Consider the following 16,089-nt stretch of genomic DNA (forward strand, 5'->3'; position numbering starts at 1 on the left):
CTGGAGAAAGTGGCCGGGGCTTGACGTGGCAAATGGTTAAATGGCTGGGAGTTCGGAAGCTGACTTGCGGTGCTTGAACGTCCAACCATTTAACCATTTGACAATTTAGCCATTTAGTACTGTTTATCGTCGAAATCGTCGATGAGCAGGCCTTTGGTACGGCTCAGAATGTCGCGGAAGAAGCCGGCGGCCTTGCTCGGCTGCTTGGGCTGCTCGGGCTTGGCGGGCTGTTGCGGCTGCGCCGGCTGGCTGTTGGCCGGCTGGGTGTTCTGCCGCACCGGCGCCTCGTGGGGGCGGGTCATGGTGTACTCGTCGTACTGCTGGCGGCCGCCGCGGTCATCCAGGGAGCGGTAACCCGACAGCACCAGGCCCACCGTGGTAGCGTACATCGGCGACTTCACCGCCTCGATGCGCGACTTGCCCAGGTGCTCGTTGGGGTAGCCGATGCGGGTGTCCATGCCGGTGATGTACTCGGTGAGCTGCACCAGGTTCTGCAGCTGCGAGCCACCGCCCGTCAGCACGATGCCGGCGGCCAGGCCCTTCTCGAAGCCGGTGCGCTGAATTTCGGCGTATACCAGCTCCAGAATTTCCTCCATGCGGGCCTCGATGATGTAGGCCAGGTTCTTCAGGCTGATTTCCTTGGGCGCCCGGTCGCGCAGGCCGGGGATGCTCACGATTTCGTACTCGGAGGCTTCCTCGGCAATAGCCTTGCCGAACTTCACCTTGAGCTGCTCAGCCTGGTTCTGCATCACCATGCAGCCCTGCTTGATATCCGAAGTGATGATGTTGCCGCCGAAAGGAAGTACCGCCGCGTGGCGGATAATGCCGTCCTTGAAGATGGCCAGGTCGGTGGTGCCGCCCCCGATGTCAATCAGCGCGACGCCGGCCTCCTTCTCCTCGTCCGACAGCACCGACATGCTGGACGCCAGCGGCTCCAGAATCAGGTTGTCGATTTCCAGGCCGGCCTTGGTCACGCACTTGTTGATGTTGTTGATGGCCGTGCTCTGGGCGGTGATGATGTGGAAATTGCCCTCCAGGCGCACGCCCGACATGCCCACCGGGTCCATGATGCCCTCCTCGTAATCCACCTTGTAGTCCTGGGGCATTACGTGGATGATTTCGGAGCCGGGCGGCGTCACCAGACGGTACATGTCGTTGGTGAGGCGCATGACGTCGTCCTGGGTAATTTCCGAATCCTGCGAAGCGCGGGTAATCGAGCCGTTGTGCTGCAGCGACTTGATGTGCTGGCCGGCAATGCCCACGTTGACAATGCCAATATTAATTCCCGACTGTTCCTCGGCCTGGCGGATAGCGCGCTTAATGGCGTCCACAGTCTTGTCGATATTCGACACGATACCGCGCACGACACCTTCCGACACGGCTTTGCCCATGCCGAGAATTTCCAGTTTGCCGAATTCATTTTTGCGGCCCACCAAGGCGCAGATTTTGGTGGTACCAATGTCGAGGCCGACGACGATTTTATCTTGTTGCATGGCGCGAGGCAGGGCGTGGAGAGGTGTTCGGGGAAGCAGCTAGGGCAGAAAACGCAGAAACCCAGCGTGATTAAACGCGGGGGCTATTCGCAAATTATTTGGTTCTGGAATTCCACATTGACGCGGTGGTAGGTGTCCCAACCTAAAGCTGGCGGAATTTGGCGGTAAAATACCATTAGTTTGGCAAATTTTTCCGGAATATTCTCCGGATAACCAAATTCTACCCGCTGGTCGCCTACCTGCTGGGTGAAAATTATTTTCCCATTCGGGGACAAAAATACTTCAGCAACCTGAGCCCGCCAGAATGGATGCTCATCTACGTAGCGCAAAAATTCAAGATACCGCGTGCCGGCAGAATCTTGGAAAAATTGAGCGTTCAATGGGCTCCCTCCTACTCGGGCAATAGGCACTACGCGGGCCGAATACAACGAGGACAAGGGCAGCGGTTGCCCGTCGGCGTCGAGGTATTTGTCCTGGGCCGCCTCGGGGTGCACGAGGCGGGCAATGGGTCGGTTCTGGCGCACGTCGGCGTGCAGGTTGCCGCCCAGGTCGCGGTACACCTGCGCGTCTTTCACGAAGGGATGCGTCTTGATGCGGGCTTCCAGGGCGCGCAAGTCGAGGTCCTGCGGGGCGGCGCCGCGCAGCTGCTGGTTGCCGTTGCGGGTGAGCAGGGCCGTCACTTGCTGTTCGCTGATGAAGAAGTTGTTGAACTCGTTGCTGATGGTGACAATGACCGCGCCCACCGGCCGCGAGGCCTGGCGCACGGAGGCAAAGACCGACAGGGCCGTCAGCAGCAGCAGACAGCCAATACCGAAAAGTACATTTTTTGCCTTACGCTTCAGCGCCATACCACTTATTCCGCAAGATTTTTTTCAATTCCGGCACCAGCTGATCAATGTCGCCCGCGCCCACCGTGGCAATGACTTCGAACTCGTCGTCGGCGTACCGCTCAGTCTGAATCACCTGCTCCTTTGACAGCAGGGCCTTGCGCGGGCTCGTCAGCTTATCGAAGATGATGTCGGAGGTGACGCCCTCGATGGGCAGCTCCCGGGCCGGGTAAATCGGTAGCAGCAGCACTTCGTCGGCTAGGCTCAGGCTCTGGGCAAAGCCCTCGGCGAAGTCGCGGGTGCGGGTGAACAGGTGGGGCTGGAAGATGACGCGCAGCTTCCGCCCGGGGTACAAGGCCCGCACCGAGCGCAGAAATGCCTCGATTTCGCGCGGGTGGTGGGCGTAGTCGTCCAGATAGGCCCGCTCCTCCCCTTGCGTCACCACGAACTCAAAGCGGCGGTTGACTCCTTTGTAAGCCGCCACGGCGGCGGGTAGTTGCTCCCAGCTCAGGCCGACCAAGTGGGCGGCGGCAGCGGCGGCCAGCATGTTTTCCACGTTGTGAAAGCCGGGCACGGGCAGCTCCAGGCCTGGCACATGGGCGTCATCCATACCCGGCGCCACCAGCTCGAAGCGGAAGGTGTGGCCGTGGGCGTGCACGTCGGCAGGGTGCAAATCGGGGCCCTGCTCGGCGCTCAGGCCGTAGCGCAGCACCCGCACGCCGGGCTGCACCGCGGCGGCCACGCTGGCGTCGGCGGTGTGGTTCAGCAGCAGGGTGCCGCCGGGCTTGATCTGACCGGCAAAGTCGCGGAAGGACTGCACCAGCGCGTCCTTGTCGCCATAAATATCGAGGTGGTCGGCGTCGGTGCTGGTGATGATGGCCACGTCGGGGTGCAGGGTCAGGAAGCTGCGGTCGTACTCGTCGGCTTCGACCACGATGGGCACCTGGGCAGTTGTCAGCTGCGAGTTGGCAGCGGCCAACTGCTCTTCCGACGGGAGCAGCAGCAAGTTGGAGCCCAGGTTGACGCTGATGCCGCCTAGGAAGGCTCCGGCGGGCACGCCGGCGTGGTGCAGCAGGTGGGCTACCATGCTGCTGGTGGTGGTTTTGCCGTGGGTGCCGGCTACGGCCACGGTGCGGCGGCCGGCCGTGAGCAGGCCCAGCACCTGGCTACGCTTGCGGATGTCGTAACCCTGCTCCCGCAGCCAGGCCCACTCCTGATGGTTTTTGGGAATGGCGGGCGTCAGCACCACCAGCGTCTGCTCCTTATGCGCGCGCACTTCGGCCGGCAGATGCTCCGGGGCGTCGTCGTAGTGAATCAGGATGCCTTCCTGGCTCAGCGCTTCGGTGAGCGGGGTGCGCGTTTTGTCGTAGCCCCAGACCTGGTGGCCGTTGGCCCGGAACCAGCGCGCCAGCGCCGACATACCAATGCCGCCGATGCCGAGGAAGTAGACGTAGGGAAACTGGGCGACGGGGTTCACGGAATTAAAAATTGAGAATTAAAAAATTAAGAATTCCGGGACTTTCGGCGGTCAATGAGGGCTTCCAGCTCGTCGACGATGGTGCTGGTGGCGGCGGGGCGGGCCAGGGGCTGAATGTTGCGGCGCAGCTCGGCCTGCCGGGCCGGGTCGCGTAGCAAATCCAGGGCCACGTCGTAGAGCTGGGCCGGAGCTTCGGCGTCGGTGACAAGCAGAGCGGCGTTCCGCGTGGACAGGGCGCGGGCGTTTTTGGTCTGGTGGTCTTCGGCCACGTTGGGCGAGGGCACCAGCACGCAGGGCTTGGCCGTCAGGCACAGCTCGGAAACCGACAGGGCGCCGGCGCGGCTGATGACCACGTCGGCCGCGGCGTAGGCCAGGTCCATGCGCTTGATAAACTCCAGCGCGTGCAGGCCGGCGGCCTTGTAATCAGCGGCCTGCTGCTCGGCCGTGGGAAAGTACAGTTTGCCCGTTTGCCAGAGCAACTGCACGCCGGCCTCTTGCAGGCGCGGCAGGGCGGCGGCGGTGGCCTGGTTCAGAGTGCGGGCCCCGAGGCTGCCGCCGATAACCAGCAGCACGGGTTTAGCGGGGTCGAGGCCGAAGAACCGCAGGGCTTCTTCGCGGCTGCCGCCGGCAATTTCGCTGCGCACGGGGTTACCGGTCAGCACCAGCCGCTCCTGGGGGAAAAACTGCTCCATACCCTCGTAGGCCACGCAAATTTTATCGACGCGGCGGGCCAGCAGCTTGTTTACCAGGCCGGCGTAGGAGTTCTGCTCCTGGATGAGGGCGGGCACGGCGCGGGAGGTGGCGGCCAGCAGCACCGGCGCCGAGGCGTAGCCGCCCACGCCCACTACGGCGTCGGGGCGGAACTGCTCCACCAGCTTGCCCGCCTTGCGTACCGACTGGAACACTTTCAGCGGGAAGAGCAGGTTCTCGGGCGTCAGGCGGCGCTGCAGCCCGCTGATGTTCAGGCCCACGATGCGGTAGCCGGCCTCGGGCACCCGGGTCATTTCCATGCGGCCGTTGGCCCCCACAAACAGGATGTCGGCGTCGGGGCGGCGGCGCTTCAGCTCGTTGGCAATGGCCACGGCCGGAAAAATGTGCCCGCCCGTGCCCCCGCCGCTGATGATGACGCGGCAGGAAGCGTTGGGATTAGGCTCGATATGGAGGGCCGATTCGGGCATTTATTTTTTGATGAGTAGATGAGCAAGTGAGTAGATGAGTGGATGAAAAAATGATCTGCTCATTTACTCATCCGCTAATCCACTCATCCTTATCAGGCCAGCGCCGTTTGTTTGGGAATGCGCGCTTCGTCTTCCGGCTCGCCCACCATGGGGCGGATTTCCCGCTCGCCGCGGCTCACGCTGAGAATGATGCCGATGCTGATACCGGTGAAAATCAGGGAGGTGCCGCCCATGCTGAGCATGGGCAGGGGCAGGCCCGTTACCGGCCCCAGGCCCACGGCCACGCCCATGTTCACCATGGCCTGCAAGACCAGACTAAAACTCAGGCCCGCCGAGAGCAGGCCCCCGAAGGCGCCGTAACTTCGCATTACCGTCAGCAGGCCGCGGTAGAGGAAGGCCAGGTAGAGGAACAGCACCGCGATGCCGCCGGCCATGCCGTATTCCTCGATGATGATGGCGTAGATGAAGTCGGAGTACGGGTGCGGCAGGATGTTGCGCTCGGTGCTGTTGCCGGGGCCCTTGCCCAGCGGCCCGCCGCCCGCAATGGCAATCATGGAGTGCTCCAGCTGGAACGGCAGCGGCTGGCTCTTGTCGGTAAACTTCTCGATCCGCGACACGAAGGTCTTTTTCCGCTGCCCCGTAGCCAGGCCGATGCCCCCGACCACGGTGCCAATCAGCACCATGATGAGCATCTGCTTGAGCGGCACCCGGCCGATAAACATCAGCAGCAGGCAGGTGAAGAACAGCAGCAGGGCCGTGGAGGCATTCGACATCACGATGATGCCGCAAATCAGCCCCACCCAGAGCATGACGGGCAGCAGGGTGGTCTTGAAGTTCTGGATGTACTGCTGCCGCCGGCTGAGCATGCTGGCCAGGTGCGAAATCAGCGCCAGCTTGGCCAAGTCGGAGGGCTGGAAGGTCTGGTTAATCACCGGAATGGTGAGCCAGCGCGAGGCCTCGTTCACGGTGGTGCCCCCGAAGAAGTAGGTAAACAGCAGCAGCGGCACCGAAATCAGCAGGGCGTAGAGCGAGAGGCGCGAGTAGTGGCGGTAGTCGATGCGGTGGGCCAGCCAGGCAAAGAACAGTCCGACGAAAATCAGCCCGGTGTGCTTGAACAGGAAGTACTCGGTGTACCGGTCCTTCTTATACGCCAGCGTGCCGGTGGCCGAGTACACCACCGCCATGCTGATGAGCGAAAACACAATCACGATGCCCCAGAGCACCGGGTCGCCCTTCAGATTGCGCTGCAGCCAGTTTTTGACGGGTTCCATCAGTGAAAGGGTATGAGGGTGTGAGGGTAAGAGTGTAGGAGGGTTTAGAATGAATAGGAAGTCTAGAAAGCCTGATTTAACTCATGCCCTCTTACCCTCCTACCCTCGCACCCTCTTCCTGTACCGCCTGGGCGAATTGCCGGCCGCGGTCCTCGTAGTTCTTGAACAGGTCGAAGGAGGCGCAGGCGGGTGAGAGGAGCACCACGTCGCCGGGCTGGGCCAGCGCGGCGGCGCGGCGCACGGCCTGGCGCACGTCCTGGGTTTCTTCCACCAGCGGCACCACGCCATCGAAGGCGGCGCGCAGCTTGGCGTTGTCGACACCGAGGCAAATTAGGGCCTTCACTTTTTCCCGGGCCAGCGGCACCAGCGTGGAGTAGTCGTTGCCTTTATCAGTGCCGCCGGCAATCCAGATCAGCGGGGCCTTCACGCCGTCGAGGGCGTACCAGGCGGCTTCCACGTTGGTAGCCTTTGAGTCGTTGATGAACTGCGCGCCGCCGATTTCACCCACCGGCTGCAGACGGTGCTCGGCGTTGCTGAAGGTGGGCAGGCCAGCCTCAATCTGCGCCGGCGACAAACCGGCCACGCGGGCGGCCAGCACGGCGGCGGCCATGTTCTGGCGGTTGTGCAGCCCGATAAGCGGCGAGCGGGCAATGCTCACGTCCTCCGGGCCGTCGTCCTGCACCTGCGGCACGTCGAGGCGCAGGGTGGTTTCGGAGCGGTAGCGGGCGGCGCAGTGCACGTCGGGGCGCTGGTGCAGGCTGAAGGGCAAATCGTTGGTATCCACGAACACCGACTGGTATTCCTGCTGAATCAGCCTGTCGTCGGCGTTGTACACGAAGTAGGAGCTGCTGTCCAAGTTGCGGGTGATGCGCAGCTTGGCCTGGGCGTACTCCTCGATGCTGTAGTGGTACCGGTCGAGGTGGTCGGGCGTAATATTGAGCAGCACGGCCACGGTGGGCGTGTAGTCGTAGGTGTCGTCGAGCTGGAAGGAGCTCAGCTCCAGCACAAACCAGTCGAAGGTATCCTCGATAACCTGCTCGGCGAACGAGTGGCCGATGTTGCCGGCCAAACCCACGTTGTAGCCCGCTTCCTTGAGCAAGTGGTAGGTCAGCAGCGTGGTGGTGGTCTTGCCGTTGGTGCCGGTGATGCCGATGCTGCGGGCCTTGGTGTAGCGGCTGGCCAGGTCGATTTCCGATATGACCCGGATGCCCCGCTCGCGCACGGCCTGCATTACCGGAGCTTTTTCCGGGATGCCCGGGCTTTTCACGATTTCGTCGGCGCTCAGAATTTCGTCCAGCGTGTGCTGGCCTTCCTCGTAGCGGATGCCGGCTTTATCGAGCTTCTCCTTATAAACGGGCTTGAGCGCGCCACCGTCCGACACGAACACGGCGTGGCCTTTGGCCTGCGCCAGCAGCGCGGCCCCTACCCCACTTTCGCCCGAACCGAGGATTACAATCTTGGCCATTGTTCTGATTGGGTTTCTCGCAGAGGCTCGCAGAAGAGCACGCAGAGGTCCGCAGAGCTCAGCGAGCCTCCGCGTAAACCTCGGCGTACCTCTGCGAGAAATGCCATTAGCGTAGTTTGAGGGTCACAAGGGTCAGCACGGCCAGCATGATGCCCACAATCCAGAAGCGCGACACGATTTTGGACTCGTGGTAGCCCAGCTTCTGGTAGTGGTGGTGCAGCGGCGACATGCGCAGCAGGCGGCGGCCTTCGCCGTACTTTTTCTTGGTGTACTTGAAGTAGCTCACCTGCAGAATCACCGAGAGGTTCTCCACCAGGAAAATGCCGCAGAGCACCGGAATCAGCAGCTCCTTGCGCACGATGAGCGAAAGGACCGCGATGATGCCGCCGATGGCCAGGGAGCCGGTGTCGCCCATGAACACCTGCGCCGGGTAGCTATTGTACCAGAGGAAGCCCACGCAAGCCCCCACGAAGGCGGTACAGAAGATGGTCAGCTCGCCCACGTTCGGAATGAACATGATGTCGAGGTAGTCGGCCAGCACGGCGTTACCCGACACGAAGGCGAAGATGCCCAGCGTGGTGCCGATGATGGCCGAGGTACCGGCCGCCAGCCCGTCGAGGCCGTCGGTGATGTTGGCCCCGTTCGACACCGCCGTGATGATGAAAATCACGATGGGAATGTAGAAGAAGGCGTAGTACTCGTTGAAAAAGTCCCCGGCCGTGGCAAACAGGTCGCCGTAGTTCAGCTCGTTGTTCTTGGCGAAGGGGATAGTGGTAATCATCAGCTTCACGTCCTGGTACACCGTGCTGGCGTCGACGGCCGAGAGCTGGCCGGTGGGCAGCAGGTACTGGCGCACCGTCACGTCGTGGCTGAAAAAAAGCACCCAGCCCACCGTCAGGCCCAGGCCCAGCTGGCCCAGCATCTTGAAGCGCCCGGCCAGGCCCTCCTTGTCCTTCTTCACCACCTTGATGTAGTCATCCACGAAGCCAATGAGGCCCAGCCACACGGTGCTGAGCAGCATCAGGATGACGTAGATGTTGTCGAGCTTGGCGAAGAGCAGCGTGGGCACCAGGATGGCCAGCAGGATGATAAGGCCGCCCATGGTGGGGGTGCCCTTCTTTTCCAGCTGCCCCTGCAGGCCCAGGTCGCGCACCGTTTCCCCGATCTGCTTGCGGCGCAGCACGGCAATGAGCTGCTTGCCGAACAGCTGGGCAATAATCAGCGACGTAACCACGGCCATGGCCGCGCGGAACGAGGTGTACTGGAATACCCCCGTGCCGGGCACGTTGTAATGGCGGTGCAAAAAGTCGAAGAGGTAGTAGAGCATCGGTCAGGGCTGGTGCGGCGCCGGTTCAGGCGCCAGGAAGCCGCAAATTTTCGGCTTTTTCGGCAGTGGTCAAACGTTGCGTTTGCGGTGATTTTGGTGTAGCGCGGGCTTTAGCCCGCGTCCGTCCGATAGTAATTTCCAATCCTTTGAGGTTACTATCGGGCACACGCGGGCTCAAGCCCGCGCTACAAGCTCAGCAGCTCGTAGGCTTCCTGCAGCACTTCCCTATCGTCGAAAGCGGTGCGCTGGCCCTGGATTTCCTGGTAGGTTTCGTGGCCTTTGCCGGCCACCAGCACGATGTCGCCGGGGCGGGCCAGGGCGCAGGCGGTTTTGATGGCTTCGCGCCGGTCGAGCACGGTGAGGTACTTGCTGGCGTCACTGGGGCGCACGCCGGCCTGCATCTGGTCCAGAATTACCTGCGGGTCTTCGTAGCGGGGGTTGTCGGAGGTCAGCACGGCGCGGTCGGACAGGCGGCAGGCCAGGTCGGCCATGATAGGGCGCTTGGCCCCGTCGCGGTTGCCGCCGCAGCCCACCACCGTAATGACGGCCTGCTCGGGCCGGCGGATGTCGGCAATGGTCTGCAGCACGTTTTCCAGCGCGTCGGGCGTGTGAGCGTAGTCGACGATGCCCACCACCCGCTTGCGCGGCGACACCACCGGCTCGAAGCGCCCGGGCGCCGAGGTCAGCCCCGATAGCACCGTGAGCGTCTCCTCCGAGTCCTCGCCCAGCAGCACGGCGGCCCCGTACACGGCCAGCAGGTTGTAGGCGTTGAACACCCCGATCAGGCGGAACTGCACCTCGTGGCCGTCGACTTCGAGCTGCAGGCCCTCCACGCTGTTGTCGATGAGGCGGCCGCGCACGTCGGCGGCCCCGCGCAGGGAGTAGGTGGCCTTGCGGGCCTTGGTGTTTTGCAGCATCACCATGCCCCGCTTGTCGTCGGCGTTGGTGAGGGCAAAGGCCGCGGCCGGCAGCATGTCGAAAAAGCCCTTCTTGGCCTTCAAGTAGTTGTCGAAGGTGCCGTGGTAGTCGAGGTGGTCGTGGGTGAGGTTGGTGAAGATGCCGCCGGCAAACGCCAGCCCGGTCACGCGGTGCTGCACCACGGCGTGCGAGCTGACTTCCATAAAGGCGTGGGTGCAGCGGGCGGCCACCATGCGGGCCAGCAGCTCATTGAGCCGGATGGCGTCGGGCGTGGTGTGGGTGGCCAGAATGACTTCCTCGCCGATCTGATTCTGCACCGTCGAGAGCAGGCCGGCCTTGTAGCCGCGGGCCGAAAACAGCTTGTGCAGCATGGTGGCCGTGGTGGTCTTGCCGTTGGTGCCGGTCACGCCCACCAGCTTCAGCCGCTTGCTGGGGTGGCCGTAGAAGGCCGCCGCCATGTGGGCCATGGCCTCGGCACTGTCGGGCACCAGCACGTAGCTCACGCCCTCGGCCGGCTCGGCCGGCGCTTCTTCGCACACCACCACGGCCGCACCCTGGGCCACGGCTTTCGGAATAAACTGGTGGCCGTCGGCCTGCACGCCGCGCAGGGCGAAGAAGGCCGCGCCGGGGGCCGCCTGCCGCGAGTCGAGCGTGAGGCTGCTGACGACGACATCGGCCGGGCCGTGCTGGGCGCGCACGGCTACGTCCCGGAGCAGGTCAGAAAGCGGGTATGAGGAGGCGGGAGAAGTCAAGGCTAGGCGGAGGGGAAAGGCGGAACAAGGGAAACTAGGCGCGGGGGCTGGCCCGGCGGGTGGCGGGCTGGGCCGCGGCGGGCCGGGAGCGGGCGTTGCGCCGCTGGCCCGGGAACAGCTCGTCGGGGCGGGTAATGGGCTGGCCCGTGGGCGACACCGGCTCGGGAATCACCGTCGGCTCGGGGGCTACGGTGGGCTTGGGCGGGGCGTAGGGCAGCACCGGCACCGGGGCTTTGGCCACCACGCTCGGGTCGCGCAGCTCCAGCATCACGCTGCTGCCGCGCTTCACCGGCTGCCCAGCGGCAATGGACTGGCGCGACACCCGGCCGGTGCCCACGGTGCGCACGCGCAGGCCGCGGTTTTCGAGCAGGTACAGGGCGTCGCGGCGGCTCAGGCCGGCCACGCTGGGCATGCGGCCGCGCTGTACCAGCAGCGGCGCCCACTGCAGGGCCTTGCTGCTGCGTTGGGTATCGGCGCGCACCCAGTCGTCGGCGGCGGTGCCCTGGGCCTGGTTGGTCACGCCGATGCGGCTGCACACCAGCTGCAAATCTTCCTGCATGCCCACGTGGGCGGCGGGCACCCGGGCCTTGCGCACCGGGGCGCGGGCCAGCAGGGGCCGCTGGCTGGCTTGGTCGCGGGCCATGGCTTTGTCGGCCACTTCGCGGAACACCGGGGCGGCCACGTCGGCGCCGTAGATGCGGCCGTTCTTGGGCGAGTCCACCACCACGATGCAGGAGTACTTGGGCTTATCGGCCGGGAAGTAGCCGCAGAAGGAGGTGGAATAGGTCTTGGTGTAGCGGCCGTTCTTGAACTTCCAGGCCGTGCCCGTCTTGCCGGCAATGCTGAAATCGGGCGTGCGGATGCCGCGGGCGGTGCCGTGGGTCACCACGCCTTCCATCATGGCCTTCACCTTGGCCAGCGTCGCGTCGGAGCAGATTTTGGGGTTGAGCACCTTGGTTTCGTAGTGCTCCAGCACCTGGTCGGCCTGGCGGATTTCCTTCACGATGACCGGCTGAATCTTCACCCCGCCGTTGGCCACCGCGTTGTAGAAGGCCAGGGTCTGCAGCGGGGCCAGCTTCAGCTCGTAGCCGATGCTCATCGTCGACAAGGAGGTATGGCTCCAGGTGCGGTCTGAGGGGTCCTTCACGTAGGGCTTGGCCTCGCCGGCCATCTGGAAGCCCAGCGGCTGGTGCAGCCCGAACTTCTTCAGGTAGTCGGTGTACTCGCTGGGCTTGCCGGCGAAATGGTCGTTCACCAGCTTGGCCACCCCGATGTTGGAGGACTTCTCAAACACCTGCTGCACCGAAATCTTGCCGTAGGGGTGCGAGTCGGTTTTCACGGCCCCGGCAATCTTCATCTGCCCGGTGCGCCCGGTGTTGACGGTGTCGTTCAGGTCCAGCTCGGGGTTGTCCTCAAACAGGGCCATCATCGAGGCCAGCTTGAAGGTGGAGCCCGGCTCGGTGCGGCCCTGGTCGGCAATGGCGTAGTTGTAGTCCTCGCGGTACACCCCGTCGGCCACCCGGCCCAGGTTGGCCACGGCCTTGATTTCGCCGGTTTTCACCTCCATCAGAATCACCGTGCCGTACTGGGCGTTGTTGTCCATCAGGCTGCGCAGCAGGGCGTTTTCGGCCACGTCCTGCAGGTTGATGTCGATGGTGGTCATGATGTCCAGGCCGGCCTGGGGCTTGATTTCGGTGCCGTCGTACACGGGCTTGAGCAGGCCGCCGGGCAGACGCTCAAACAGGGCCTCCCCGTTTTTGCCGGCCAGCTCCTTGTTGTAGGTGTACTCCAAGCCCGCGCCGTGCTTCTCTTCGTTCACGAAGCCGATGGTGCGCTGGGCCAGCCCGCCGAAGGGGCGGAAGCGCTTGTCCACCTTCTCGAAGATGACGCCACCCTTGTTCTTGCCGGCCCGGAAGATGGGCCAGGCCGCCAGCAGCTTCTTTTCCTGGAAGTTGATTTGCCGGGAGTTCAGGCGCATGTAGCGCGAACCGGCCCCGTAGGCGTTCTTGAGCCGACGGCGGTACTCCTGCTGGCTTCGGTCGCCGAAAAAGCGCGAGAGCAGCATGGCCAGCGAATCGACCTTGCTGTCGAACAGCTCCTTCCCTACCACCGACGGGTCCCAGGCCACCCGGTAGAAGGGCAGCGAGGTAGCCATGATGCTGCGCCCGTCGGCGGCGAAAATGCTGCCGCGGGTGGCAAACACCGGCTGGTACACAATGCGCCGCTGCTGCTCCAAGGAGCGCCACTTGTCGCCCTCCTCGTATTGAATGCGCTGAATCTTCCACACGATGGCGCTGGAAAACAGCAGCACGCCCAGAAAGGCGAGCCGCACCCGCGTAACGATGGATTTCTTAACGCTGCCCTGCTGCTTGCTCATCCTCTTGCGGCGTTAGTGTTGTTCGGCTTCCAGAATCGGTTCTTCGGCGGTAACTGGGGTCTGCGGGCCGTTGGCCTGGGCCGCAGCGGCCGAGTCGCGCACGGCGCGGGCGGCAATGGAGTCGGCGGTGAGGACGGGCACCTGGTCCAGCTCGGCTTCTTCCAGCCCGCCCTTGGGCACCTTGATGCTGAAGGGCGGCGAGGAGCTTTCCACCAGCCCGTAGGCTACCACTTTGCGGGCTACCTCGCTCTGCTTGCTGGCTTCCATGTAGTCGGCCGAGAGGGTGGTATAGTCGGCGCGCAAATCCTCGGTTTCGGTTTTGAGCTTCTGAATGCTGCGGTTCATGCGGGTCGCGTAGTGCGTGTTGCCGATGTAGAGCAGAATCAGAAACATCACGAATAGTGTGTGCGGCAGAAAGCGCACCGGCACCCCGTCGCGGAACAGCCCGTCGACGTTCAGCACCTTCTCCACCAGGGTGAAGATGCTCCACGAGGACTGCTTGCGCGGCTTGGCCTTGGGCTCGGGGCGGGGCTTGCGCTCCGCCGGTTCGGGGGCCGCTTCGGCTTCGGGCGGGCGCACCGGCTCGGGCGCCGGGGGCGGCACTACTTCGCGCGGCGTGTTCTGGCGGGGCTGCGCGCTGGGCGGACGAACGGTGTTGACGGCCATGGGTTTAATTAATAATTAAGAATGAAGAATTAATAATTGATGGTCCGTCCACGGCGCTGCTGGGCCGTCCCGACAAACGGGCAGCAAGCAGCTGAGCCGCTGGGGCATCAGCTGAAAAACCGGCTAGTGCACAAGGCGGCCAATTTTTCATTATTAATTCTTAATTATTAATTGATTCCTTTCTCCAACCCGCAATTTAGCGCTGCGCGCCCGGTTGTTCAGCTGCAGCTCCTCTTCCGAGGCCGTTATGGGCTTGCGCGTAAGCACCTCGAAGGGCTTCTGCGGGTTGCCGTAGAAGTCTTTTTCTACTTCGCCGAAGAACTTGCCGCTGGCCAGGTAGTTTTTGGCCAGCCGGTCTTCCAGGGAGTGGTAGGACATGACCACCAGCCGCCCGCCGGGCCGCAGCACCTGGGCGCACTGCTCCAGCATCCGCTGCAGCACCTCCATTTCGTTGTTTACCTCGATGCGCAGGGCCTGAAACACCTGCGCCAGGTACTTGTTTTCCTTGCCGCGCGGGGTGCAGCCGGCAATGGCCTTCTTGAGGTCGGCAATGGTTTGAATGCCCCGCCCGCCGCGGGCCTGCACCACGGCCTTGGCCAGGGTGCGGGCGTTCTGCACCTCGCCGTACATGCCGAAGATGCGGTGCAGCTCGGCCTCGGAGTACTCGTTGATAAGGTCGGCGGCGGTGGGGCCCTCGTCGGGGTTCATGCGCATGTCCAGCGGCCCGTCGAAGCGGGTGCTGAAGCCGCGCTCCGGCGTATCGAACTGGTACGAGGACACGCCCAGGTCGGCCAGCAGGCCGTCCACCGGGGCGGCGCCGCGGCTTTCCAGCTCGCGCTGCAGCTCCCCGAAGTTCGAGCGGATGAAGGTAAACCGGTCGCCGCGCGGGCCCTGCTGCAGCACCTGCGCCTGCCGCTCGGCGTCGGCGTCCTGGTCGAAGGAAAACAGGTGGCCCTGGGGGCCAAGACGCTCCAGAATGGCCCAGCTGTGGCCGCCGCCGCCGAAGGTCACGTCCACGTAGCGGCCGTCGGGGCGCAGCTCGAGCGCGTCGAGGCACTCCTGCAGCATCACGGGGCGGTGGTAGATGGCGTTGGGGGTGTCCATGCTCATGCGGCCAGGCCGCCGGCGGGCGGGTTGTCGTTGGTGAGGAATTTCTGGGCCAGCTTGGAGAAGCTCTGCTGGTCCTTGATGAGGTACTCGTCGTAGCGCTCCGGGTCCCAGATTTCGCAGCGGTTGCCCAGGCCCACGATGATGGCCTCCTTCTCGATGCCGGCGTAGCGGCGCATGGAGCCCGGCAGCCCGAAGCGGCCGATGTTGTCGAACTCCACCTCCGTCATGCCGCGGAAGAAGTTGCGCTGAAACTGCCGGTACTCCTCGTTGAACTCGTCCAGCGCCATCACCTTCTCGTGAATTACCTGCCAGGCCGAGCGCGGGTACAAGACCAGGCAGGGCTCGAAGCCGCGCACCAGCACCAGCTGATTGCCCGACTGCTCGGGCAGGTTGGCCTTCACCTTGGCCGGCAGCACCAGCCGCCCCTTGGGGTCGAGCTTGCAGTCGTATTCGCCGGAGAGCAGGTGCATGGATGTGGGCTGGGAACAAGGTCGGTAAGCAAAAGTACGCAAGCCCCGCCAAAAGGCCACCACCTTTTACCATTTTCTACCACCTTACGAAAAGCGGTTTTTGGGGTTATCTGAGGGGTTTTCAGCGGCTTCGAATCGAGGATGGGGCAGAAAGTGGTAGAAGCTGCCCGGGCCTTGACAGAATGTCAGCCCAAGCTGAAGCCTTCGGCGTCCCCTGAATCCTGCACGCCGCCGCGCCGCATTCTGTACTCGGCTATGCGCGCGGCCCTGCGTATCTTTGTGCCGTGCCGAAACGCTCCTTGCTCCTGCGCCTGACCAGCTTGTGGCTGGCTCTGCTCGTCCTCACCGCCTCGGTGGGCCTGACGGTGCAGCAGCATACCTGCAGCATGAGCGGCAAGACGCAGCGGGCCGTGGTGCTGACCCCGCGCCACGCCTGCGCCCCGGCGGCCCTGGCCAAGGTCGGCTGCCGCAAGCCTGCCACCGCGGCCAAAGCCACCATCAAGGATGGCTGCTGCGAGTTCAGCGCCCACCACCACAAGGTCGACACCACCCACGATTTCGCCCTGAGCAAGGTGCCGGTGCCCGCCCTGGTAGCGGTGCTGCCCGCCCCGGCCGTGTGGGCGCTGCCCACTGCCACGGTGGCCGTAGCCGCTGAGCGGCAAATCTGGTACGCGGCCGATGCCTCGCCCCCGTCCCTGGGCGGCCGGACGCTGCTCACGTTTGCCTGCACCCTGGTCGTCTAGGCTAGGCTTCTTCTC

Annotated in this window: 13 protein-coding genes; 1 reads left to right on the forward strand and 12 read right to left on the reverse strand. The window is 63.9% G+C overall.

What is annotated here, in order from left to right; translation table 11 throughout:
• Positions 1-113: 113 nt before the first annotated feature.
• The 12 genes from ftsA to mraZ all read right to left on the reverse strand — a co-directional run bounded on the left by ftsA (position 114) and on the right by mraZ (position 15,331).
• Positions 114-1,493 (reverse strand): cell division protein FtsA, encoded by a 1,380-nt coding sequence (gene ftsA, locus EJV47_RS25110; protein WP_126695973.1) that lies wholly within the window; start codon positions 1,491-1,493, stop codon positions 114-116.
• 83 nt (positions 1,494-1,576) lie between these two features.
• Positions 1,577-2,341: a cell division protein FtsQ/DivIB gene (locus EJV47_RS25115; RefSeq protein ID WP_243651310.1), complete on the reverse strand. Its 765-nt coding sequence runs from the start codon at positions 2,339-2,341 to the stop codon at positions 1,577-1,579.
• Positions 2,325-3,740: a UDP-N-acetylmuramate--L-alanine ligase gene (locus tag EJV47_RS25120; protein WP_126696036.1), complete on the reverse strand. Its 1,416-nt coding sequence runs from the start codon at positions 3,738-3,740 to the stop codon at positions 2,325-2,327. Before EJV47_RS25120 ends, EJV47_RS25115 begins: the two co-directional genes overlap by 17 nt.
• Before the next feature lie 83 nt (positions 3,741-3,823).
• Positions 3,824-4,975, reverse strand: coding sequence for an undecaprenyldiphospho-muramoylpentapeptide beta-N-acetylglucosaminyltransferase (gene murG, locus EJV47_RS25125; RefSeq protein WP_126695974.1), 1,152 nt, complete (start codon positions 4,973-4,975; stop codon positions 3,824-3,826).
• 92 nt (positions 4,976-5,067) lie between these two features.
• Entirely contained in the window at positions 5,068-6,246 is a 1,179-nt protein-coding gene (locus tag EJV47_RS25130) for an FtsW/RodA/SpoVE family cell cycle protein (protein ID WP_126695975.1), read from the reverse strand.
• A 91-nt stretch (positions 6,247-6,337) separates the two neighbouring features.
• Complete coding sequence (gene murD, locus EJV47_RS25135) at positions 6,338-7,711, reverse strand: UDP-N-acetylmuramoyl-L-alanine--D-glutamate ligase (protein WP_126695976.1); 1,374 nt, start codon at positions 7,709-7,711, stop codon at positions 6,338-6,340.
• A 106-nt stretch (positions 7,712-7,817) separates the two neighbouring features.
• Positions 7,818-9,038 (reverse strand): phospho-N-acetylmuramoyl-pentapeptide-transferase, encoded by a 1,221-nt coding sequence (mraY, locus tag EJV47_RS25140; protein WP_126695977.1) that lies wholly within the window; start codon positions 9,036-9,038, stop codon positions 7,818-7,820.
• 185 nt (positions 9,039-9,223) lie between these two features.
• On the reverse strand, positions 9,224-10,708 hold the full coding sequence (locus EJV47_RS25145; RefSeq protein ID WP_424322017.1) for a UDP-N-acetylmuramoyl-L-alanyl-D-glutamate--2,6-diaminopimelate ligase: 1,485 nt from the start codon (positions 10,706-10,708) through the stop codon (positions 9,224-9,226).
• A 34-nt stretch (positions 10,709-10,742) separates the two neighbouring features.
• Positions 10,743-13,085: a penicillin-binding protein gene (locus EJV47_RS25150; RefSeq protein ID WP_126695978.1), complete on the reverse strand. Its 2,343-nt coding sequence runs from the start codon at positions 13,083-13,085 to the stop codon at positions 10,743-10,745.
• 12 nt (positions 13,086-13,097) lie between these two features.
• Positions 13,098-13,751, reverse strand: a complete 654-nt coding sequence (locus EJV47_RS29055; protein WP_341539280.1) for an FtsL-like putative cell division protein — start codon at positions 13,749-13,751, stop codon at positions 13,098-13,100.
• A gap of 153 nt (positions 13,752-13,904) precedes the next feature.
• Positions 13,905-14,861: a 16S rRNA (cytosine(1402)-N(4))-methyltransferase RsmH gene (gene rsmH / locus EJV47_RS25160; protein ID WP_243651311.1), complete on the reverse strand. Its 957-nt coding sequence runs from the start codon at positions 14,859-14,861 to the stop codon at positions 13,905-13,907.
• On the reverse strand, positions 14,858-15,331 hold the full coding sequence (mraZ, locus tag EJV47_RS25165) for a division/cell wall cluster transcriptional repressor MraZ (protein WP_126695979.1): 474 nt from the start codon (positions 15,329-15,331) through the stop codon (positions 14,858-14,860). Before mraZ ends, rsmH begins: the two co-directional genes overlap by 4 nt.
• 284 nt (positions 15,332-15,615) lie before the next feature.
• Here mraZ and EJV47_RS25170 point away from each other — a divergent pair, with 284 nt between their 5' ends.
• Complete coding sequence (locus tag EJV47_RS25170) at positions 15,616-16,074, forward strand: HYC_CC_PP family protein (protein WP_126695980.1); 459 nt, start codon at positions 15,616-15,618, stop codon at positions 16,072-16,074.
• Positions 16,075-16,089: the final 15 nt, after the last annotated feature.

Origin of the sequence: Hymenobacter gummosus (assembly GCF_003970915.1) — a bacterium.
Taxonomy (GTDB): domain Bacteria; phylum Bacteroidota; class Bacteroidia; order Cytophagales; family Hymenobacteraceae; genus Solirubrum; species Solirubrum gummosum.